29 protein-coding genes are annotated in these 22,443 nt (G+C 40.4%); 1 reads left to right on the top strand and 28 read right to left on the bottom strand.

Translation table 11 applies throughout. From position 1 onward, the window contains the following. Positions 1-151: 151 nt before the first annotated feature. Positions 152-406, top strand: coding sequence for a hypothetical protein (locus G590_RS0112525; RefSeq protein WP_022766013.1), 255 nt, complete (start codon positions 152-154; stop codon positions 404-406). Positions 407-707: 301 nt separating this feature from the next. On the opposite strand, the gene G590_RS0112520 is transcribed toward G590_RS0112525, so the two are convergent. The 28 genes from G590_RS0112520 to G590_RS0112385 form a co-directional block, all read right to left on the bottom strand. Further along, positions 708-1,628, bottom strand: coding sequence for a M14 family metallopeptidase (locus G590_RS0112520; protein ID WP_022766012.1), 921 nt, complete (start codon positions 1,626-1,628; stop codon positions 708-710). Further along, a complete protein-coding gene (locus tag G590_RS0112515; protein WP_022766011.1) occupies positions 1,625-2,572 on the bottom strand; it encodes a M14 family metallopeptidase in 948 nt (315 codons plus the stop codon). Before G590_RS0112515 ends, G590_RS0112520 begins: the two co-directional genes overlap by 4 nt. After that, the gene (locus G590_RS19465; RefSeq protein WP_022766010.1) at positions 2,572-3,408 is read right to left on the bottom strand and encodes a transglutaminase-like domain-containing protein; all 837 of its coding nucleotides are present in this window, start codon (positions 3,406-3,408) and stop codon (positions 2,572-2,574) included. Before G590_RS19465 ends, G590_RS0112515 begins: the two co-directional genes overlap by 1 nt. A gap of 19 nt (positions 3,409-3,427) precedes the next feature. After that, positions 3,428-4,093 (bottom strand): alpha-E domain-containing protein, encoded by a 666-nt coding sequence (locus G590_RS0112505; RefSeq protein WP_026494126.1) that lies wholly within the window; start codon positions 4,091-4,093, stop codon positions 3,428-3,430. Then, on the bottom strand, positions 4,075-5,394 hold the full coding sequence (locus tag G590_RS0112500; protein ID WP_026494125.1) for a circularly permuted type 2 ATP-grasp protein: 1,320 nt from the start codon (positions 5,392-5,394) through the stop codon (positions 4,075-4,077). The genes G590_RS0112505 and G590_RS0112500 overlap by 19 nt, the downstream gene beginning before the upstream one ends. Further along, positions 5,360-6,658, bottom strand: coding sequence for an FUSC family protein (locus G590_RS20730; RefSeq protein WP_196802496.1), 1,299 nt, complete (start codon positions 6,656-6,658; stop codon positions 5,360-5,362). Before G590_RS20730 ends, G590_RS0112500 begins: the two co-directional genes overlap by 35 nt. 15 nt (positions 6,659-6,673) lie before the next feature. After that, the gene (locus tag G590_RS0112490) at positions 6,674-7,267 is read right to left on the bottom strand and encodes an AAA family ATPase (protein WP_022766008.1); all 594 of its coding nucleotides are present in this window, start codon (positions 7,265-7,267) and stop codon (positions 6,674-6,676) included. Continuing rightward, a complete protein-coding gene (locus tag G590_RS19455; protein WP_022766007.1) occupies positions 7,260-8,066 on the bottom strand; it encodes an amino acid ABC transporter permease in 807 nt (268 codons plus the stop codon). Before G590_RS19455 ends, G590_RS0112490 begins: the two co-directional genes overlap by 8 nt. A 1-nt stretch (position 8,067) precedes the next feature. After that, entirely contained in the window at positions 8,068-8,784 is a 717-nt protein-coding gene (locus tag G590_RS19450; protein WP_022766006.1) for an amino acid ABC transporter permease, read from the bottom strand. Positions 8,785-8,801: 17 nt separating this feature from the next. Beyond that, complete coding sequence (locus G590_RS0112475) at positions 8,802-9,716, bottom strand: transporter substrate-binding domain-containing protein (protein ID WP_242829780.1); 915 nt, start codon at positions 9,714-9,716, stop codon at positions 8,802-8,804. Positions 9,717-9,778: 62 nt separating this feature from the next. Further along, complete coding sequence (locus G590_RS0112470; protein WP_026494123.1) at positions 9,779-10,501, bottom strand: amino acid ABC transporter ATP-binding protein; 723 nt, start codon at positions 10,499-10,501, stop codon at positions 9,779-9,781. A 240-nt stretch (positions 10,502-10,741) separates the two neighbouring features. Then, positions 10,742-10,891 (bottom strand): hypothetical protein, encoded by a 150-nt coding sequence (locus tag G590_RS21680; RefSeq protein WP_022766004.1) that lies wholly within the window; start codon positions 10,889-10,891, stop codon positions 10,742-10,744. Then, positions 10,888-12,798 carry an NAD(+) synthase gene (locus G590_RS0112460; protein WP_022766003.1) on the bottom strand — a complete coding sequence of 637 codons (1,911 nt, stop codon included), beginning with the start codon at positions 12,796-12,798 and terminating at the stop codon, positions 10,888-10,890. The genes G590_RS21680 and G590_RS0112460 overlap by 4 nt, the downstream gene beginning before the upstream one ends. 29 nt (positions 12,799-12,827) lie before the next feature. Beyond that, positions 12,828-13,817 (bottom strand): guanosine polyphosphate synthetase/pyrophosphohydrolase, encoded by a 990-nt coding sequence (locus G590_RS0112455; protein ID WP_022766002.1) that lies wholly within the window; start codon positions 13,815-13,817, stop codon positions 12,828-12,830. Between the two features lie 369 nt (positions 13,818-14,186). Beyond that, on the bottom strand, positions 14,187-14,546 hold the full coding sequence (locus G590_RS21365; protein WP_155828763.1) for a hypothetical protein: 360 nt from the start codon (positions 14,544-14,546) through the stop codon (positions 14,187-14,189). Positions 14,547-14,901: 355 nt separating this feature from the next. Further along, positions 14,902-15,699: an ATP-binding cassette domain-containing protein gene (locus G590_RS19445; protein WP_022766000.1), complete on the bottom strand. Its 798-nt coding sequence runs from the start codon at positions 15,697-15,699 to the stop codon at positions 14,902-14,904. 9 nt (positions 15,700-15,708) lie between these two features. Further along, complete coding sequence (locus G590_RS0112440; RefSeq protein WP_022765999.1) at positions 15,709-16,236, bottom strand: nitroreductase family protein; 528 nt, start codon at positions 16,234-16,236, stop codon at positions 15,709-15,711. A gap of 73 nt (positions 16,237-16,309) precedes the next feature. Then, on the bottom strand, positions 16,310-16,762 hold the full coding sequence (locus tag G590_RS0112435) for an 8-oxo-dGTP diphosphatase (protein ID WP_022765998.1): 453 nt from the start codon (positions 16,760-16,762) through the stop codon (positions 16,310-16,312). 42 nt (positions 16,763-16,804) lie between these two features. Then, the gene (locus G590_RS0112430) at positions 16,805-17,326 is read right to left on the bottom strand and encodes a GNAT family N-acetyltransferase (RefSeq protein ID WP_022765997.1); all 522 of its coding nucleotides are present in this window, start codon (positions 17,324-17,326) and stop codon (positions 16,805-16,807) included. A 33-nt stretch (positions 17,327-17,359) separates the two neighbouring features. Further along, positions 17,360-17,899, bottom strand: coding sequence for a flavodoxin family protein (locus G590_RS0112425; protein WP_022765996.1), 540 nt, complete (start codon positions 17,897-17,899; stop codon positions 17,360-17,362). Positions 17,900-17,931: 32 nt separating this feature from the next. Further along, positions 17,932-18,303 carry a hypothetical protein gene (locus G590_RS0112420; RefSeq protein WP_022765995.1) on the bottom strand — a complete coding sequence of 124 codons (372 nt, stop codon included), beginning with the start codon at positions 18,301-18,303 and terminating at the stop codon, positions 17,932-17,934. Beyond that, on the bottom strand, positions 18,300-18,932 hold the full coding sequence (locus tag G590_RS0112415) for an L-2-amino-thiazoline-4-carboxylic acid hydrolase (protein ID WP_022765994.1): 633 nt from the start codon (positions 18,930-18,932) through the stop codon (positions 18,300-18,302). Before G590_RS0112415 ends, G590_RS0112420 begins: the two co-directional genes overlap by 4 nt. 46 nt (positions 18,933-18,978) lie before the next feature. Beyond that, positions 18,979-19,437, bottom strand: coding sequence for a GNAT family N-acetyltransferase (locus G590_RS0112410; RefSeq protein ID WP_022765993.1), 459 nt, complete (start codon positions 19,435-19,437; stop codon positions 18,979-18,981). A 23-nt stretch (positions 19,438-19,460) separates the two neighbouring features. Next, complete coding sequence (locus G590_RS0112405; RefSeq protein ID WP_022765992.1) at positions 19,461-20,042, bottom strand: DJ-1/PfpI family protein; 582 nt, start codon at positions 20,040-20,042, stop codon at positions 19,461-19,463. Then, positions 20,039-20,443, bottom strand: a complete 405-nt coding sequence (locus tag G590_RS0112400; RefSeq protein ID WP_330361678.1) for an HAD-IA family hydrolase — start codon at positions 20,441-20,443, stop codon at positions 20,039-20,041. Before G590_RS0112400 ends, G590_RS0112405 begins: the two co-directional genes overlap by 4 nt. Then, on the bottom strand, positions 20,356-20,766 hold the full coding sequence (locus G590_RS0112395) for a hypothetical protein (protein WP_022765990.1): 411 nt from the start codon (positions 20,764-20,766) through the stop codon (positions 20,356-20,358). Before G590_RS0112395 ends, G590_RS0112400 begins: the two co-directional genes overlap by 88 nt. Before the next feature lie 4 nt (positions 20,767-20,770). After that, complete coding sequence (locus G590_RS0112390) at positions 20,771-21,607, bottom strand: alpha/beta hydrolase (RefSeq protein WP_026494121.1); 837 nt, start codon at positions 21,605-21,607, stop codon at positions 20,771-20,773. Between the two features lie 8 nt (positions 21,608-21,615). Continuing rightward, positions 21,616-22,437: a YhfC family intramembrane metalloprotease gene (locus tag G590_RS0112385; RefSeq protein ID WP_022765988.1), complete on the bottom strand. Its 822-nt coding sequence runs from the start codon at positions 22,435-22,437 to the stop codon at positions 21,616-21,618. Positions 22,438-22,443: the final 6 nt, after the last annotated feature.

The raw sequence follows: 22,443 nt of genomic DNA, 5'->3' as shown, positions 1-22,443 counted from the left end.
CCATGTTAATCATAATTGAAATGTATTTTGTTTTTTGTGTGACAATTTTGTGATAGTCGCCATGATAATATTAACTCAACATAAAACAAACCAACACAAATAAGACACATAACAACCCAAAATAGATTGAGAAAAGAGAGAGGTAAAGATTATGAAGACTTTAAAGAAAACAATGGTAGCAATAATGATGTCAGCAATGATGATAAGCGTAACACCTATTACAACATTTGCATGTGAGAGTACACCTGTTGAGATTACAGAAACACAGGATATAAATTATAATAAGTACCATGATCCTGATTATATCGGCTCCGCTGATGATGTTGGCGATAGTATCGCGACTGGTTTTGCAAATGTGTTTGCGTTCTTATACTTTATAATTTTTGGAGTACACACAGTCGGATAAATATTTTAAGTAAGTAACGAGTGTGTAAGTTGAAATAATATACAAATTACCTCTATCTCGCCATTGTGAGATAGAGGTTTTGCTTTGTCTACTACGGATCCAGTTTTCATGAAATTATCCACCCAGAAAAATAGAACTGACCGCAATCATGATAAATTGGCTGCAAATCCTGTGACCTCTTCATATAATCATCCGGACTTGTAGGTTGCAAAAAGCCTCCAGCCTCTGATAACCCTCTCTGCGATGGGAAAGAAAACTGTACCACAGGAAATACAGCGTTACATTCTCCAGCTAAATGATCTCAAACCATCTTTATCACTGCTGTTTCCGCATATGTAATCGGGTCAGAATGCATAAAGAACAGCGTACCTCTTCTTGGCGCGTACAATGTTTCCATTACTGAACCATCATAGGGATTTATGATCTCAGCAAGAGGAGTCCCCTCATCCACACTGTCTCCCACTTTTACAAGCGGCTCAAATATGCCTGATTTGGCAGTTCTGACACTAATCAGCTCCTTATCACTTATAACTATTGACGGGTGATCACCATTTTCCTGGTATTTTACAAATCCAACGCTTTTGCAGAATCTAAGAATAGACAGCACTGCCTGACCGGCACTCTTTTTATCAATCCTACTTGTTGTAGATGTATAGAGGCTGTAAGCTTTTGTGTTCCACACCTGCCAGTTATAGTTCAGCGTTGCCGTATCATACGGTCTGACAGTTCTTTTTACAACGTAAGGCATTCCAAACTTCATTGCCGTTATAACATCAGAATATCCTTCATCCATTAGTCTCACATGTGGTATAAACTCACCCGGCATGTAAAATGATGTAAACTGAATCCCATACTCGTAATCTTTTATCTGAGAAAAAATGCCGTCGGCAATTCTCTGGGTAGTCTCCCCCAGGTCATACCCTGGGAACATTCTGTTTATGTCAGTATTATCAATAGTCCAGAATCGCTTCTGCGTATTAATCGAATATGGGTTACAGCAGGGTATAATCAGAATTTTGACATCCGGACGGATACGTCTTTCTTCCTCAAGCTGCCTGAATTTTTTAACAAGCTGGGAACAACAGTATAACTGCTGAACTTCATTTCCCCGCATGCTTCCGACAATGCAGAGAGACTTTTTGCCCTTTCCAAATTCAAAACCTGTTATTCTGAAACTGTCTCTGTACAGCCCTTTGATCTCATAAATAATCTTCTTTTTCATACAGCCATGACTTCCTTTTTAAGTAGTCTGCCAATGAGCGATCCTTCATCAACAATCGGATATTCTCTTATGGTAAAAAGAATTCCGTCTACAGGACTTTCAACATTTTGTAAAACCTGCCCGGAAAGCGGATCAATAATCCTCCCAATCCTGTCGCCCTTGCAAAGCTTCTCCCAGTGCTTCACGTCAGGGATAAAAAGCCCACCTGATGCCGCATTGAGAAAACAGACATCTTCAGCATTCTCAGAAACAATAGGCTTTCTTGGTGTTTTCGTTTCTCCGGTCCACATTCCCATATAATGCATTAGCCCCAGTATCCCATCCACAAGCTGGTCACCGTACTCTTTTGTTATACGCATCCCAACGCCCATCTCAACAACAAGGCATGGTGTTCCCGCATGGTTTAGGCTGTATGCAAACGTAGACTCAAGAACAGTACTTGCTTCATGTATCCAGACAAAATCAACATTGCAGTGCTTTGCAAGTGGAACAAGTTCTTCTTTATGGAGTCTGTTGATTCTTATCTGCGGAATCTCAGTAAGATAGATATTACTCGCATGTATATCCAGCACCACAGCGGATCCTGATACATCCTTTAAAATATTTGCAGCAAGTAATTCTGTCATATTGCCTTCTGTATTTCCCGGAAATATCCTGTTCATATCAAGGTCAAAAGCTGGTATCCCTCGGGTCACCGAGTCTATCCCAAGTGGATTCATGGCAGGGTAGATGTCAACTATTCCCTTCAGGCACTTTTTGTTTTCCTCTATCTGTCTTGCAAGTTCAAAGCATACATACTGCCCTTCAAGCTCATCTCCGTGTATTCCTGTAACAATGCTTATTCGCTTCGGAACTCTTTCAGAGCCATCCGGCATTATGCGTCTTTTTTTTATTCTTAAAACTTCATCAACTGGTAGTGCTACCTCTGCTACAGTTTTTATCATCAGAACAATGCTCCTCTGCTTATGATGCTCTGTCCGGGGCTTATCTCAGATACATTCACATATATATCCTGTGTCTGCTCTCCTCCCCCATGCATAATCCCCCTATTAATCTGGCACTCAGTTGCATCCCTGCCACAGCCTATTTTTATGTGTGAGTCTTGCACCAGAATATTATTTGTCGGGTCAAGGCCATACCATTTTCCATCATCTACAACTTCCACCCATGCATGAGATTCACCCTCTCCTATGATGAGTCCGGTTACGTATCTGGCTGAACATCCTGACATATTAAGGAGTGAGATCATGATATGGGAATAATCCTGGCATACTCCCCTTCCAATCGAAAAAGCTTCCTCAGCCCCTGTGCCTATGCTGGTGCAGCCTTTTTCATAAACAAGGTAACCATGCAGTCTTTCCATTATCTGCTTTGCCTTATCAAGTGATCTCAAATCATCAAAAGAAGGCATAGAAGCCCTTATGGATTCCATATACTCCCTAAGCCTTTCTCCAGGATCAGTAAGTCCATGACTATGCCTGTATATCATCTCTTCAGTTTCAGTCGCAACAGATTCATGCGTCGCACATCCACATTCTGCATCACCCTTAATGTGATATTTAAAATATGAATGCGGTATCTCATTGCTGCCATAAATGTATCTGTTTCCGTGGGAATCGGTAGCCCATTCTGCTTTTGTTTCAGGTATCATATCGATCTTTATATTCGAAATCTTCTGTCTGTCGGTATCCTTGGGGATACACTTTATTGTATAGCAGCACCATGAAACATCAGAAGAATAGCGGATTTCCATGCAATAATCAAAATGAAGTTTTTTCACGATATCACATCCTTAAACCTTAGGCAATCAGCGTCTCTACCATTCTTATCACGCCGTAATAATCTACTTCCTGTTCTTCCACAGCCTTGCGAATTTCCTCAAGTCTGTCCTTATTTATGTCCATACCGCTCTTTTCAATCCTGGGAATCATTCTGTTTGCTTCCCTGACCAGCACCTCTCTTCCAAGACCAAGCCTTGCATAAAGATCAAATCTTTCAATCCTTTTTCCAGACTTGATTATGTTCCTTACGTGATCATCATCCAGCTTGTCATCTATCATTCCCCAAAACGCCAAAATGTCATCTATTACAAGCTGAAGCTCAATAAGCGGTGCATCGCTAAGCTTTGCCTTGTTCATCTCATATATCGCAAGATGTATATATGAAAGAGACTCTGAGCCAATGCTTTCCCTCAGCACAATGGCATTATCATAGGCTCTGATGAGATTACTGATAATTGAGTCAGGATTATTCTCATCAAAGGGATAAGACTCCATAAAATCCTGCTTGTCCTTGTAAATATCCGGTATATCAATCATCTGGCAAAAATCATGATAGCTGTCACGGATTTCATCAATCATGGTGTCATAGCTCTTGAAATAACACCTAACCAGCGTGTACACCCGCTCAGCATATCTTCCCAGCCAGTATAATCTGTTTGTCTGTTCTACTGAGATAATACCCATGTATCCTTAAATCCTCCTCCCTGTGAAGAATTGACAATAAACGAATCCGGATTCCTTGAAAAACGTGTAAGGCCACTTTTCCATACAAGTGGCTCATCTGCCATCAGCACAAATGCCCTGAGGTCTGCTTTTCTTGGAACCATATCATCGCCTTCAAGAATATCCAGATCCTGGAAGTCTATGACTTCCTGCGCGATAAACCTTCTTGGCTCTGCTTTGAGAAGTTTTATAAAGTTTTCCTTCTGTTCCTTTGACATTGAGCTTCCAAATACAACTCCATAGCCGCCTGCTTCAGCTACATCTTTGAGTACCAAGCTGTCAAACTTATCAAGCACATATTTCATATCTTCTTCATAGAATGGCAGATATGTCGGCGCATTCTGAAGTATTGGTTCTTCGCCAAGATAATAACTGATCATTTTCGGGACAAAATAGTATATTCCCTTGTCATCAGCAATACCATTGCCCGGTGCATTTATCAGGGCAACATTTCCTTTTCTGAAAACATCGTAGATATGCGGAATTCCTATGACTGACTCAGGATTGAAATTCATTGGATCAAGGTACTCATCTGAGATTCTTCTGTAAACAGCCCCCACTCTCTCATGCTTTCCATCAGCAGTGATAAAGTAAAGCTTGTCATTTTCCACGATCAGCTCTGAGCCGTTTGCAAGATGCGCTCCCGTTTGTTCTGCCAGATAGGAATGTTCAAAATATGCCGCATTATATCTTCCCGGTGTTAGGATGACAGTGTGTCCGCCAACATTGACGTTATCCATAGTCCGCCTTAGAAGTCTTGCATAATTTCTGTTATCTTCAAGCCTCACATCATTGAATGTTCCTGGCGAACTCCTTCTACAGAGCTCCCTTGCTATCATCGGATATGATGCTCCTGATGGAACACGCAGGTTGTCCTCCAGTATGTACCACTGCCCATCCTTACCTTTTACAAGGTCAATTCCGGATATGTGGGAGTAAATTCCTTTTACCGGGCACACTCCCTCGCACTCAACCATATAACCACTGGAAGCAAAGATAAAATCCTCAGGCACAACGCCGTCCTTTACAATCTTCTTGCCACTGTATATATCCTTAAGAAAAAGATTCAATGCAGTAACACGCTGTTTTAGCCCCTTTTCAAGGTATTCAAATTCATCGTGTTCTATAACCCTTGGTATGGCATCAAAGGGAAAAAGCTGCTCCTTAAACTCATTATTCTTATAGATTCCAAATTTCACTCCATACCTTGCCAGCAGTGCATTGACATCATCTGTATGCTTTAGCAGGTTTACATTGTTCATAGGCCTTTTCCCTTCTCTTGAAATAAAACTGATGGTGTAGTTTGCGCACTATCTGGTCGCACTCTGTGTAACAGTAATCCGTTTTGTTCCTGTCGTTATCGCCAAACGTAAGTGTTTCTTCCGCGCCTGTCATATTTCGCAGGTAGTCTGTCATATTCTGTACGGAGGCGTTCTTGCTATAGATTTTTATATATGAATATCCTTTGTAATCATCAGACGGATACGAAAGGATCTTAAGTTCTTCGTAGATATCGCTTCTTTTTATATCCTCCACCAGCTGCTCTATCTTTCTGGTCTCATCAACACACATCATGTATACTACCGGATGATCCTTTGGCCTTTCCTTGTTCAGGTAATTACGGTAGGGAGACTTATGCATTTTCCCATATATATCTTTTTCTGCAGTATTCTTTAGCTCGTCATAATAGATGATAAGTACGTCTTCAAGAATTATTGTCGTAAAGATATTGACCCCCCTGCTTCTGATAAAGCTTTCTATGTTGCAGGCATGCTCTGCGGATATAACATATACCTTCGGGTACCTGTTTTCTTTTATGTCATAAAGGATTGCCCCATCCATCGCTATTATTGGTAGCTTCGGTTTTATATCAGGCATCCCCTCCAAAAATCCGGCTGGTGTCCGCAATGTCATGAATGTAAGCTGCATACCTTTTTCAAGCATGTTCTTTATCATGATCTGACTAAATGGCGTTATTCCTGTCGAAAGACCATCCATAGCCCTATCAACATCTGCAATAAAAAGTGTGTCCCTGTCATATTCACCATGAATACATACTGAGTTCAGGACAAGTCCCACAAATATGCCTATAAGAGTATCCAGAGATCTGTTAGCAACGAATATGTATGGGTTTTCATCCATAAGATGATTTACGACTATGCTCAGAAAAACAACACATGAAAAATACGATGCTTTCTTCTGCTTTATAACAACAGTTGTATAAATTATGGGGATCAATGCTAGTGATATGATGCAGTAATGAAGAAAGCTATCACCAAGTTGCGGGACTCTTTGTTTTATCAAGATATATATCAGCCCATATGCTGCTCCTATGCCCGTCCCAACTGTTCTTTGAAGTGCGTTTTGAACTGTGTTTTTTGTCTGGTTCTGTATGCACCATAAAACTGCCAGTGCTGAATAAAACGGTGCTCCCTGTTTTCCCCTCATGAAATAAATAGCAAAGCAGATAAGCACTCCTAGTGCTGATTTTATAATCCGCATCCCTATACGCGGAACATGTACCATGCCCTTTTCCATATATCAGTAAAAAACACTCCTCACAACTCCACACAGAATATCGGCGCTTGTATCAGCTCCAAACTTTCCGGAATCTATGCATATTTCTCTGTTGTCAAAGATTCCTGCTATATCCTTACAATATTTACGCCTGTAATTCTCGCGGGCTTTATCGACATCCTGTATCATTCCCCTTGCAGTTTTTTCATCCATCCCCAGTATTGAAATGCAATTTTCAACCCTTTTCTCAATCGGCGCATATACATATATATCAAGCACACGCTCCATATCTCGCAAACAGTAATCACCACACCTGCCGACTATAATACATGATTCTTTAGATGCAAAATCCCTTATTATGTTTGTCTGAACCTGAAATAATTCTTCCTGCATACTTACAGGTCCCATTCCAAGGGGATATCTTCTCTCTGCAAAGAAGCCTCCTGCGCGTTCTTCCTCTTTACTTATTTCAGAAACAGGAAGTCCCATACGTTTTGCAGTATGTTCAACAATATCCCTATCATAAAATTCTATTCCCAGTTCAGCGGCCATCTTCTGAGCTATTGTTCTTCCCAGCGCGCCAAACTGTCTGGAGATCGTAATTACATATTTATCCATTGTAGGCCCATCCTGTCTGCCTTCTCTCCTCCAAAACCGGAGTTTTTTTCACTTTTACAGTCATTTTCTTTTTCTGCAGATTCCTTACTGTCATGGAAATCGAAAAGTTGATCACAAAGTAAATGGTTGCAGCAAGACCAAACAGTACAAATACGTCAGATACATTTATCGAATTAAGTCCGTTATACCTGTTAGCTGCTGACAAAACCTGCTTGGTCCTTGCCATAAGCTCAATAACTGCAACATTTGCAAGAAATGAGCTGTCCTTGATAGTTGTTATAACCTGGCTTAAAAGTGTAGGGTCAATTGCTCTGAATGTCTGAGGCAGCACAATATACCACATGATCTGAAGCATGGAAAATCCCTGCGATTGCCCAGCTTCAATCTGTCCATGAGAAACGGAATTCAATCCGCCCCTCACTATTTCGGCAATAACACCTGATGTATATAAAATAAGCGCCACAGCAGCCTTAAACAAAAGCTTGTTGTTTACTGAAGAAAGACCGAACATCTGCCTGTCTACAAATCCCGGTGCAGGACAGAATACAACACATATGAAAATCCAGAATAACAACGGTGTGTTTCTGAACACTTCTATGTATATTACGGAAAGAGCCTTCAGTACTCCTGTCTGTTTACCTGTACAATAATTCCTCATAAGTGCCAGTACAGTTCCTATCACTATACTGAAAAGTACTGCAGCAACAGATATTATCAGTGTAAAGAGCACCCCCTGAAGTATGAATTTTATAATTGCCGGATTTCTCAGCATTGAAAGGCTGCCATCCAATGTGTTCATATCACGCCTCCTTTGGTGTACTGTTCTGGAATACTTTCTGATCTCTTTTCTTTAATGATGTCTCCCACATCGATGCAAAGGATGAAAGAGGGAAACAGATAAGAAAGAATATTACTCCACATACGATATATGCTGGAGCATACGAGCCACCTGTGTTTTCTCCGGTAACAAAGCTATAAGTAAGCGATAAAAGATCTGCTCCCCCCACTATGTATAAACAGGAAGTATTTTTAATCATGTTCACAATTACATTTGTCATCGGTGGCAAAATCACTTTTATACTCTGTGGGATTATGATGTAAAACATCTGCCCGGCATATCCAAATCCCTGAGACTGAGCTGCCTCAAACTGTCCTTTTGGAACCGACTCTATCCCTGCCCTTATAACTTCTGCCATGTATGCTCCGGTATATATACCAAGTGCCAGGAATCCAGTGACTATAATTCCAGGACTGTGACCAGAAAAAGCCAATGCATAGTATAGAAAGCACATCTGTAAAAGGACCGGTGTATTCTGAATCACCTCAACATACACTCTGCTGATACTCTTCAGTATTTTTCTATTACTTGTTGCCATAAGTCCAAATATGATTCCAAGCATTAAAGCTATGAGAAGCGCTATAACAGCAGTCTTTAGTGTATTCATTATTCCGAGCAGAAATGTTTCCCGATAGATCCATATTTTATTCCATGCTCTTGGAGAAAATAATCCAGACATCACCAGTCCTCCGAAGTTTAATCAAGTCCGTTTTCTGAAATAAGTTTATCGATTGTTCCGTTCTCAAAGCTTTCGCTCACAAGCTCTTCGGCCACCTTTGAAAGACCGGATCCCTTTGTGGTTGCAATACCATAATTCTGGGGCGAAAACTCTGCATCGATATAAGATCTTCCCTCTGTCTTGTATATAGCAAGTATGGACTTATCGACACAGAACGCATCAACTTCACCGGCACTAAGTGCTGTAGAGATTGTTGGATAATCATCATACTGCTGGAACTTTATACCATCAGTCCAGGTGGCCGGATCAAAGCTTTCTTCATCAAAGCCATCACCACTTATAAGACCTTTTTCAATCATTGCTTTTACAAGAGCCTTAGCTGATGTTGATCCGGAAGAGACACCTACAGTTGCATCAGCCAAATCATCAAGTGTCTTAATTCCTTTTGAATCCTCAACAAGAACGCTTACATAATCTGTATAGTACGGTGTCGTAAAATCCCAGCTCTCTTTTCTTTCATCAGTGATTGTGAATGTAGCGAGTACACAATCAATATCTCCTGAATCAAGAAGTTCCGTTCTTGTTGCTGCTGTTACAGCCGTAAATTCAACATCAACTCCAAGTTTGTCTGCCAAAGCCTTTGCAAGCTCAATTTCCAATCCGGTATACTCACCTGTAAGAGGGTCTTCATATCCAAATCCCATTACAGCATTCTTAACACCGACCTTTATAACTCCTCTGTCGACAATTGCCTTTACATCTTCTTCCAGGCTGTCATCTGCCGGCTGCTCTGCTAAAGGCGTCTCCTGAGCTGAATCTGTTATCTCTGATACTTCTGCAGGCTCGGAAGCACTTCCGCATGCAACGAGCAATGCTCCCATCAGCCCTGCTGCCACTGCGCTTAATGATCTCCTCATGATCTTTTTCTTCATAATTTTTTCCTCCTCGTGTTTTCTATAGACAGTACAGCTACTTTAGTCTGTACGTTGTCATCTCATCTGATGATCTTTCCCAGGAATTGTTTTACTCTTTCACTCTCCGGATTATTGAAAAAGTGTTCCGGTGTTCCGGATTCTATGATCTGCCCATCTTCCATGAAAATCACCCGGTCGGCTACCTGCCTCGCAAATCCCATTTCATGGGTGACTACCACCATTGTTATGTTTTCCTTAGCCAGCTTGATCATTACATCAAGCACTTCCTGAATGGTCTCGGGATCAAGCGCTGATGTTGGCTCATCAAACAAAATGATCTTACTTTGTGAGCAAAGAGCCCTGGCAATTGCTATTCTCTGCTGTTGTCCTCCGGAAAGTGTCGTCGGATAAACATCTGCTTTATCCTTTAATCCCACGATATCCAGATAATGGTATGCCAGCTCCTCAGCTTCTTTCTTGGATTTATGATGAAGCTTCATAGGTGCAAGTGTAAGGTTTTTTAGAACAGTCATATGTGGATATAGATTAAACTGCTGGAATACCATCGAAGTACTTTCGCGAACCACTTTGGTTTTATTCTTTGAAGTCAGCTCAGTCCCGTCTATATAAACATGTCCACTACTTGGTGCCTCCAGAAAATTCATGCAGCGAACTGTTGTGGATTTTCCTGATCCGGACGGACCTATAATTACCAATTTTTCTCCCTCTTCAACCTCAAGATTCACATCTTTTAATACATGAAGATCCCCAAAGCTTTTATTTACATTTTCCAGCTTGATCATTGCCATAGCTTATTTTTCCTTTCCTAAATGCAAAGATGGCGCTCCGGTATCATGCCGAAACGCCATTGTCTCATTGCACTTATATAGGATTAGTTATAATGAAAAAGAATAAAAGAAAAGGCGCTCCGAAACACTGTGTGAATCAAAACGCCTTTGTTTGTATACAAGTATACGGTTTGTATTTATTTTGACAATTGCTATTTTATACAAAAATTTTGCGACAATATCCTGGTCTTATCATTATTTTTGCCAAATCAAAGCTCCTGACAATGTTTCACAAACTCCCTGAATATCAGCTTCCGTTATTCCATCCATGTATCCTGGAAGCATCCACAGACTTTCCTTTTCATCATCAAATAATGGAACAAGACCAATAATAGGTTTTTTCATAAGTTATCAAGTTCCTCCAGCCATGTATTCACGCAAGCATCGGATGGCATCCTAAGATCGCCTCTGGGCGAAACAGCCACAGAGCCGACTTTTGGTCCGTCTGGGAGGCAACTCCTCTTAAACTGCTGCGCAAAGAATCTTCTATAAAATGTCTTTTCCCATTTCAGAATAACGTCATCCGAATATTCACCGGTGAAAGCGATTTTTGCCAATCTGTATATCTTGCCGGGACTTTGCGAAAGCCTTAGCATATGATAGAGGAAAAAGTCGTGAAGTTCGTACGGTCCGACTAAATCTTCAGTCTTCTGTGTGATTTCACCTCCATCTGGTGGCAATAACTCTGGCGATACAGGTGTATCTAAAATATCATATAAAGTTTCTCTGAGCCTTCTGTCATCAGTAGTATCTGCGTAGTACTGTACAAGATATCTAACCAGAGTCTTCGGCACTGAAGAATTCACCGCATACATCGACATATGGTCACCATTGTAAGTAGCCCATCCGAGCGCAAGCTCAGATAGATCCCCCGTACCAATTACTATGCCGTTTTCCTTATTGGCAATATCCATCAGAATCTTGGTCCTCTCGCGGGCCTGGCTGTTTTCATAGGTAACGTCATGAACATTTTCATCATGACAAATATCAGCAAAATGCTGTTTAACAGCCTTACTTATATTAACTTCCCTAAATGATGCACCTATCTCTTTTATGAGCCTTACTGCATTTACATATGTCCTGTCTGTAGTACCAAAGCCCGGCATTGTGACTGCTATAATTCCATTTCGATCGAAGTTCAGATAGTCAAATGCCTTTGCAATAACAAGAAATGCAAGTGTCGAGTCAAGGCCGCCTGATATACCAATGACTGCTGTCTTACATCCGATATGATCAAGTCTTTTTCTTAATCCCATTGCCTGTATGGTAAGGATCTCATTACATCGCATGTCGCGTTCCTGTCCCAAAGCAGGTACAAACGGATTGGGATCAATATATCTTGTCAGTTCTGCATGTTCCTTATTCAGTGAGAATACCACGCGGGTATACTTGACGCTGGAGTCTGCCTCATATGTTGTCATACGTCTTCTTTCAGCTTCAAGATATTCCAGATCAATCTCTGATACGATCATATTTTCAGAGAAACGTTCCGATTCACACAAAACAATTCCATTTTCTGCTATTATATTATGTCCGGAATAAACAACATCCTGAGTGGATTCTCCAGGTCCTGCTGAAGCATACAGATACGCACAGACCAGCCTTGCCGACTGGGCACTCACAAGATTTCTGCGATATCTGCTCTTGCCAATTATCTCATTGGAAGCAGAAAGATTGGCTATTACTGTCGCTCCAGCCAGACAGTGTGCAGTACTTGGCGGATCCGGCACCCACAAATCTTCACAAAGCTCAGATGCAACTCTAAATGACGGCATCTCATTGCACTCAAACAGGATATTTCTGCTTATTTGTACAGCTCGCCCACCAATATTGATAACTGTATCTAATTCTCTTCCAGAATAGAAGTGCCTTGCTTCGTAGAACTCGTTATAATTTGGCAAGAATGTCTTTGGCACAATTCCCAATACTTCTCCATTACATAAAGCTGCTGCAACATTGTATAGTTTTGCATCAACCGAGAGTGGCAATCCCACAAAAATCAGTGCATCCACGCCCTGACTATGCTTAGCTATTTTGAGCAGAGCTTCCTTTGTTGCTTCCAATAATCTGTCCTGAAAAAACAAATCCTGGCAGGTATAACCCGTTATACACAGTTCCGGAAATACCATCAGCTTTACTTTTTTCCCAGCAGCTTCTTCTATGCATTTGCATATTTCATTACAGTTAAACTCTACATCTGCAACCCTTACATTTGGAGTAATAGCTGCAACTTTTAAATATCCGTCTATCATTTCCCTATCTTCCTTATATCCTTCATATTTTAATCTATAATATCATTCTGAAACCTTGACAGATGCTCATATGGCAAGATAAGCCTTCCCCTGTATAATCCACATCCGTCATTTACAAGTTGATTGTTTACCGCCCCAAACATATTTACATCAACCTTGGCCAGATCAAGCCCCTGCAACAGCATTCCCCTCTCATAAGCCTCATCAAAATAAGTGCATTCCCCCGAAGGTACTGCATCCCTACGGCTTCTCTCTTTATCCTGTCTCTTCTCATATCCAAGGTGATGTGCCGGTCCTATCTCAGCATAATCATCCATCTGTTTGGTACGCATCTGCACTTCAAGGTAAGACCTGGACTGATTATCATAGAAGGTAATGTGAAGAGATTTATATCCATAGGGACTAGGATTCTTTATATAGTCCCTGTAATATGGCCTTAATGATTCTGTTATCATCTCAGAAGGTTCTTTCCCTGGTATTCCATAGATTTCTGCCGTAAAGCCTTTCTCTTCCAGAAACCCCGGAAGCGCATTGGCAATCTCGTAGAGATACTTAAGTTCTATCTCCTCTCGTTTTTCACCATCCTTAAGGTGACAGACAGGCATGGATATAACTATGCGATAAGCAATAAGATCACGTATGGGACCAATCTGCTTTTTAAGCTCTGTGATACTTGGGAAAGAAGTGTTTTTCTCATAGTAATCATATACATGTTCTACTATGTTTCCATTGAATTTCTGTTCCGCTCTTATAAGCGATTTGATTCTTCCCTTAAAAGTAAACGCTAGAAAAGGGTATTCACTTGACATATATTTGTAAAATTCCCTGAGTCGCTGGGACTGAGAAGTAAGGAAATCATTATGTTCAAGAAGTTCCATCAGCTGCAAAAGGAAATTACAGTGAATCATATCCATACCATTTTGTGTCTTTTTAGCATCTTCTTTCAAATCATTGTGATATCTCTGCAGAATCTTTAAGACTGTGTCCCCTGAATACAGGTAATCATTCAATGTAATCATTCCCCAGATCCTCCCTTTCACAAATCTTACCTAACAGAAAAAGGCAAAGACACCATCATCTCTGAAAGCGTCTTTGCCTCTAACCAATATAATATCACAATTATATGCATTATCATGCAAGAAATATACAGATTGTTAAGATATTTGTAAGCATTTTATACTGGAATATTATCTGGGAAAGGTGCATCACCATAAACCGTTATGACATAGCTTCCATCTTTCTTTTCCAGCTCACGATACTTATACCGCACCTCAAATATATGGTGGTTCACATCATCCCGACAAACTTGAAGTTATCGAACTCTTTAACATAAAATGTATCTTAACAACTATCAACTTATCATCAATTGTGTTAAAGCAATCTACATACTAATATCTGAACTTTTTCTTTTCTAACATTTTTATTTTTACTATCATAATTAGTAAACAATAAACCGCCACGTGCATACATATCAGCATCATCTCTCTTGGTTCAAAATAACTATTGCTTCCCACAGATTTGAGCCCATCAGTGATAGGCGGGAGTATAAAGTTCAAAATACTAAATGCTGATGAACAATCAATAAGTCCCTCCTTAGAGACTGCAAGTATGGAAATCGCTATTGCTCCTATTATCGCATCCCTTCTCTTTCTAAAAATTCTTGGGTGAAAAAAATCTCCTGTCATCATACCCCCGAGTCCACACATGAAAATATGTCCCCCTCCACATGCAATATCTGCAAGTTCCATCTGCCTGGTAAATCTGCCATTATCCATCAAAAACAGTATCGTAGGCACTAATGTCAGCACAAGTGTATAGCTTAAATCCAATGTAATTAATAACAGTTCGCGCGAAAAGTAATAGCTATGAATGTCCAAACAATGCAGGAATAGCGTTTCTTCATATATATCATTCTCTCCACCATTCAAGTATATAGACAGAAACAGACATATAAAGTATATGAAAAGCGCAGACAGTAAAAAACTACTACATATATCATGCGGTGCTACAGAATACATTACTCCGAGAAAAATCAGAGTGACAACTGTAGGAATCGTTAATGTAGAGCTTTTCTTCAGCATTTTTAACCTTAATCTATATATTTCAATCAAGTTTCTCAATCCCAACAATTTCCCAACCCTCATCGTATAGTTTTAGCACCATTTCCTTTAACACTGCTTCCTTTACCGTAATTCCATACCTATCACCATTACTTTTCATACCAAGCCAAGCTTGTAGCTTGGGGCATTTTCGAACATAGACCAAATATTGTGACTCTCCTGGGTTCTTTACTTCCATGAGTTTTCCTTTATCTATCGTATAGACCTTGTCAGACAACTCATTTATCAGCATCTTCTCATGACAAGCCATGAAGATCGTAACTCCCTTGTTCCTCAATTCATTCATTTTTGTTATAAACAGTTTCTGAGAGTCTGCATCCTGACCTGAAAGAGGTTCATCAAGAAAAATCACATCCGACGGTGCAAGAATAGCCTGAATAACTCCTACTTTTTGAAGGCTTCCCTTTGATAGTTTGTTTAATCTTGTTTTGATCATGGATTCCAAGTAGAATTCACTGATCAGTTCATTCACTAGCGAAAAATCCACTCTTTCTATCCTGGCAATGCCTTGAAGATAATCAATCATCGATATTTCCATACCTGGAAACTTTTCAGGTACATAAGCGAATTTAAGTTTCTTTTGATACACTATTTTCCCAGAGCTTAACGAAACAATGCTAGCTAATAGCTTAAGCATTGTACTTTTGCCACATCCATTATGTCCACATAATGCTATGGATTCTCCTTTGGCAAATTCATGTGAAATATTATTTATCACATACTTACCATCATATACCTTTGAGGCATTTTCAAGTGTAATTACTTTTTTGTTTAGACTCATAATAGACTTTCATCCTTTGAATGTATTAAACCATGCCCTTTCTTCAAACCCTTTTTTCTTAGGTATCGCAGGATCGCTTTCAGCCTCACCTACCGGTAATATACATACAACTTCATATTCCTTCGGCACTGAGAGAATATCAGCTATTTTGTCACATATTCTATCTTCATCTGTAATATGGCCTTCATACCAACAACTCTGATATCCAAGCTCAACAATCGTAAGTAGCATATTCTCAATTGCAGCAGAGTAATCCTGCACTGCAAAGCATCTATCCCGATATGCATTTATCCGTTGCGTCAACACCACAATTATTGCTGGTGCTGTTTCACATATCGGAGGATTGATTACTTCCTTAATCTTCTGTAAAATATCTGAATCATCAACTGCTATAAAACTGGTTGTCTGCTTATTACATCCAGATGGAGCAGCCATTCCCGCTTCCAGTATTTTTACTAAATCCTCTCTAGGAACCTGTTTTGAAAGATACTTTCCTCTATAGCTGTGCCTTTTATTTATTGTTTCTACTGCATTCACCCGGGTAATCCTCCATTGATTTTCGATATAACTTGGCATCGTAAATTATACTGAAAAATAATTTTTCTTTGCTTTATTTTATTGACGCCGTCCATTCATCTTCATTAACAAGATACTGAAACTCTGTCAGTTTCGGGTTAATAATAACTTCTATAAGCTGTTCCAAGTCATTTACAGTTTCTATCTCCGAAAGGTTACTCCTATCAACCCATTCCATCTGTCCTTCCTCTGAAGAAATCACCTCACCGGCAAACTCTACGGCCCTAAACAAAAGAACAATGTATCTTCCATCATCTATAGGAAATTGTTTTATTCCCGCCAATTTGGGATTGATGATATCAAGTCCGGTTTCTTCCTTCATCTCACGCTTCACGGCATCCACAAAGGATTCCCCTGGCTCAACATGACCACCCGGAAGTGTATAGCCCTTCCAATCTTCTTTAATTCTGTTTTGCAATAGTATTCTGTTTCCGTCCTGAATCAAGCACAAGACGGTTAATTCTACCTTTTCAGTTCTATGCCCCATGGTAATCCCTTTAGTCGATTCTACTGGAATATATTTTCCCTATTATCTTTTTACCACGTAGAATCTGTATAGTTCTTCTTTCTCGTCATCGATGTCCTTATACATCTTAGTTTCCATCAATTTAAATCCACATTTTTCAGCCGTCTTCCAAGATGGTACGTTTGCATCCTTGATTGTCGCTATTATCTCCCTCTCATCATAATGATTGAAGAAGTATGAAATATACTCATTCACAGCCTCACTGACATATCCATTTCTTCGGTAAGCGGTCCCAACAAAATAGCATATCCCAATTTTATCCGTGTCCTCATAATACGTACATCCAACGTTTCCAATCACTTTACTTGAAGACTTGAGTATTATGGTACACGGTATATAATCGACTCTCGGATCATCCTTTTCTGTTAGTTCAACAGCCTCATTTATCCAGTTCTCCGCCCAATCAGAAAAATTCTCATCAAATCCTATTTCGGAAAGACTGCCATCCTTAGCCATTTCAGCATATGCTTTTTCATCGCCACGCTGAATGGATCTTATAATCGTTCTATCTGTTTCAATATACATTTCTTTTCTCCCCCTTAGCCGATTATCCTGAAATTAAATGTTCTTACAAAAATCAATTATTTCAGATTTCCTCGGCTCAACATTCTCCTTATACTCAATCGAAGTAAGTCCAAGATGGCCTGAACATTCAATATGTAAATGTCCATAGAAATGCTCAATACTCTGAATTATCCTGTCGCACTCATGCATACTGGGGCCTGTTCTAAGAGCAACCGTATATCCCTTTTTGCCTTCCCTGATAGATGCATGCGGTTCATGGGTATCACACCATGGCGTGCATCTGTCTATGAATGCTTTATACTGCCCCGGGATATCTGCCCAGTATGATGGAGATACCGAAACAATGATATCTGCATCATCAAACGCATCCATGATTTTTAGGATGTCATCATCCATAACACACTTCGCTGTGCTGTGGCAAGATCTGCAGCCTTTACAGAACTTAAAATAATAGTCGTCTATACATATACATTTTGTATCATATCGAGTGGAGATTTCCTTTTCGATAATACTTGCGATTTCTGCTGTGGCTCCTGTTTTTACCGGACTGCAGTTAATGATCAATGCTTTCATCGATTCCTCCTAAAGTCGGTTATACTGGCGTTTTATACAGCTTTTTCCTCGTCCATTCCTGCAAGATAGGCTGCAATAGGCTCTATATATTTGATATCTGATATGTCATAGGATGAAGCCATTCTTTCAAACATTTCTTTTTGTTCCTCAGTTGCATCTTTTTTATTTCTGACTGCAGAAACAAACATCTTCATAGTGATCCTGGTAGGCGCATTCATTTTTTCGTAGCTCATTCCACCCTGACAGTAAAACACCTTAATATACTCTCTCTGTGCGTCAGTGAGCGCATTATGAAGAAGCGCATCCTTAAGATCAAGAAGATCTCCGCCCACTCTGTCAGCAAGCCACTGAGCGTATCTCTTTGTAAACCCTGTCTGTGATGTGTAAATAATTAGTGTTTTCATTGATTCCTTCCCTCATTTTTTATTATTTCATCAAAACAAGCATTCCCATCGGACAAATCAGAATGGCGAACAAACTTCACATGCCTCGTTAATCCGGAGTATGCTATCCGATCTGTATTGCAGAATATCTTGCAAAGCGGCCTGATACCGTAACTTGAAAACATTTCTACATACATGCATTTGCTGATATAGTATTCAACTTTTTCTTTTCCCAGTTCAAAGTGATCATATGTAACGCTTCCATCTTTTATCCGGTCTGCATGATCGGATTTGTTCCACTTGCGCACGACAGAAAAACAGAATGGAAAAAGGTCAATGAATTTGAGTATCTTAACAAAAGCATCCCACCGGCCCTCCATGCATTTTTCAACTGCAGGAACGATTCTTTCGTCCGTGTACCCGGCTTCCTTTAGCTCAAGACACATTGCTATAACGGCGTATACAAAAGAAACATTTGTTGAAGGATAGACATTGTGAGCCTCAAACTCTTTGGACCCATACATGTCTTTCAGTCTCTTTTCATATGACGACATTCTCATGTCAACATCTTTTATTCCCTCATTTACCAATAGATTCTTATAATATTTGGAATAAGCTCTGTATTTTTTGTCAATTTCCTTTGTGTTCATTTTCATTCCCTTTTTCAATATTCATTCAGAAATACTTTCCGGGGCGTCAATTCAAAGACATCACATAGATCTGGCAGGGATTTGCCTCATCCCAAAGAAGTGGGAAAACTTCGAACTCCTTGAATCCACAGCTTTGGTAAAACAGATTTGTCCTGTCATAATCCTCATACATGCCCATCTTCACAGTCTTGACCTGCATGAACTCATATCCCTTCGCTCCGGCAGTTTCTTTCGCCCTCTCTACCAGTTGCCGACCTATTCCGCTCCTGTGATATTCTTTTAAAACTCCCATAACTGCCAGTTCAACAGTGGCCTTTCCTGTTTCTTTTAAAGCAAGGAATCCAATAGCCTCATCTTCTTCCTTCGCAGCAAAAAAAGTCCAGTCGGCACTGCCCGAGATGTATTCTTCTCTGCTCTCTTCTATCCCAAACCAGTCAGTGAGAGCTTCCAGCACTTTTCTTGCGATAGCCTGTTTTTCATTTGGATCTATACTCTCAACAATCATTATTCTCTCTCCTTTTTACCCTTTTAAAATCCCATTGCAGTGGCAACAATCCCGGCCTTTTCCTTACCTACAAGCATTTCCAGTAAGGCAAGTGCAACATGCGGAGCTGTTTCGGGGCAAAAACTTGTTATTATGTTCCGATCGATCACAACACTCTGATCAGGTATTACCTCTGCCCCAAACTCAGCCAGCTGTTTCTGTCGTCTGCCATCTCCCAGATGATATGTTGTAGCTTTCCTTCCCTTGAGCACACCACTTGCTCCAACCGGAAGCGCCCCAACACAGATAGAAGCTATATATTTATGTGCACTGTCAAATTCTCGAATGAGATCTAAGAAACGTTCATCATATGCATCTTCGTAAAATCCGAATTCTTCAAATCCACCGGGAATTGCAAGTGCATCGTATTCGGAGATATCTATCTCATCATAGGTCTTATCAACAATAACCGGGATTCCAAACGTAGATACAACAGTCTTAGTAAAGCCTGCAGTAACCACTTCAACTTCCATGCCATGGTCATTTCTTGCCCATCCCATCACATCGACAAATGGCGCAAACTCCATAGTTTCAAATCCCTTACAACAAAACAGCAATACTTTCATTCATTTCCTCCCATCGCGGACCACTTTTCAAGAACCGAAAATAGTTCGTCAAAAGAGGCAGCCACATAATCAATATCATAATCAGTAACAGATTTCTCAATGTCCCCTGAAGGCATAAACCAGACGGAATCTATGGAAGCATTTTTTGCACCCAGCATATCTGAAGTAAGCGAATCTCCTATCATGATGCATGATGATCTTGGTTCCGCGATTCTCTCCATGCAAATGTCGAAAAATGCTGCATCCGGCTTTGTTACTCCCATATCTTCACTGATAAACAAATAATCTATATACTTATCAAGCCCCGTAGAAGCTATCCGCCATTGGCATTTATGGTTGCACCGTTGGAAGCGATAAAGATTCTGGCATTCGGAATATTGTCTTTTACCCTTCTGACAAATTCCAATGCGCCATCCATTAGTACGCCATTCACAGACATAGTTCTGATAAACTCATCGTTAATCTTCAGCGGATCAATGTTCGTCGCATCTCCTTCGCACAGCGAAAAAATGTATTGAAATCTTTTAGTAAAGAGCTGCGGCCTTGTGATGGTTCCTTTTTCCAGTTCCAGCCAAAGGGCTTTGTTATAATCTTTAAACGCTTGATATATCTTTTCTGAAAAAGACAATCCATTAGCCTTCAGTACAATTCCGAGTGCTTTATGTTCAGATGCATGGAAATCCAGCAATGTCTGATCCAAATCAAAAAGAAAGTTATGATGCATTTATCTACTCCTGCTTTGCAAAGTAATGTTCCTTGGCGTAAGCAAACATCTCATTGAAATTCTTTATAGCCTCTTTTCCAGTAGGATGCTCCGGTTCGCTCATATCAAATGCATGATACATTCCTTCGTATACATCAACTTTCGCCTCTACGCCTGCAGCCTTAAGATCATCTATATACTTCAGTGCCTCACAATAGAAGGGCTCTGCAGTACATACAAAAGTATAAGCAGGCGGAAGGTTTGAATAATCCGTTTGCCTTGAAGGAGCTGCATATGGAGACACCTCTTTCTTAGCGTCTTTTCTCAAATATACAGCCCAGGCCTGATGGTTTCTTCTTGTGTTCCAGACCTTGGCGTGATTATCCTTGGAACTTTCTGTATCAAAATTATCAATCATTGGATACAGCGGCATTTGAAAAGCAATTTTCACTTCGCCCTTATCTCTTGCCAGCATTGAGATAGCTGCAGCAAGTCCTCCTCCGGCGCTCTCTCCGCCAACCATTATCTGGTCGGGGTTTATTCCAAGCTCTTTTGCATGATTCTTAATATACAAAAGCGTGGCATAGCAATCGTTAAGTGCTGTCGGATAAGGATGAAACAGCGACAGATGATACCCGGGAGCTATCACAACCGCGCCGTGATTTCTTACAAGATCGGCTGCCCTTCCGATATAAGCCATCTCCTTCATTCCGGTCATGTATCCGCCTCCATGGATCCACAAAACTCCTGGAGCATTTTCCGGCTCAGTCAGAGGTTTTAAAATCAAAAGAGGCACTCTAAGCCCGTTTGCATCGATATGAATTCGTTTACTACGTATCCCTTTAGTACTAAACCTATACATTCGGCAATTCACCTTTCTGCCATTTTTCTATATAGTCTGACTGCAATAACTACACTTACCACAGTCCAGAATGCAGCCCAGACTTCAACTGACCAAAGCGGAACAGCGCCTCTTTGATATAGCGCGGCAAAAGTATCCATCAGCATATGCAAGACAATTGCCAGTGGAAGATATCTCTTTTCCCCACTGACCACACCGTAAAATACAATGACCGTGAGCGAAATATGTAAAAGCATCGCAAGTAATCTCTCGATAACATTCAAGGCCATCATGCCGTAGCTAAACTCAGAAGCCATCTTAACAGTAGGGAGCGCAGCTGCAGCGGTTTCTTCTGTTATATTAAGTGAAGCCAATGCCACATCTAAAGGCCCTTTAGTGAACATTACTGCAACAACAAGACAGGTGATGATTGAAGGCAAAATAACTCCCAGTATCTCTATGCCTCCATGACCTATGCCATATAAAACCGCATTTTCACGGGTGTGATTCTTTTTCATAATATATTTGAGAACAATATGCCTACCGCACTCTTCAAAGACGCCTGCCATCGTGACTCCGTAAAGCACGTATGCGGCTGTGCTTCCGCTGATAAACCTTGAAACAGGATTGTCCATGATGATGCAGAAATAGTGTACTCCGAGCTCCAAGACACGTGCCGAAACCATGAATCCGACGATTCCCGCTATCAGATAACTGATATTTGTTCTCTGCTTATTTTTAAGTCGCCAATAAATAAAAAAGCCGACAGTCATCGCAATCATAAGAATGATCGTGATGCTCAAGGCCGGAATGCTGCTCTTTCCAATTACAATATTCTCAAACTCTTTCATTTTTCC

This window comes from Butyrivibrio sp. XPD2006 (assembly GCF_000420865.1).
Taxonomy (GTDB): Bacteria; Bacillota; Clostridia; order Lachnospirales; family Lachnospiraceae; genus Butyrivibrio.
Note: the sequence above shows the minus strand (reverse complement) of the source record. Positions and strands in the feature narration are given on the sequence as shown.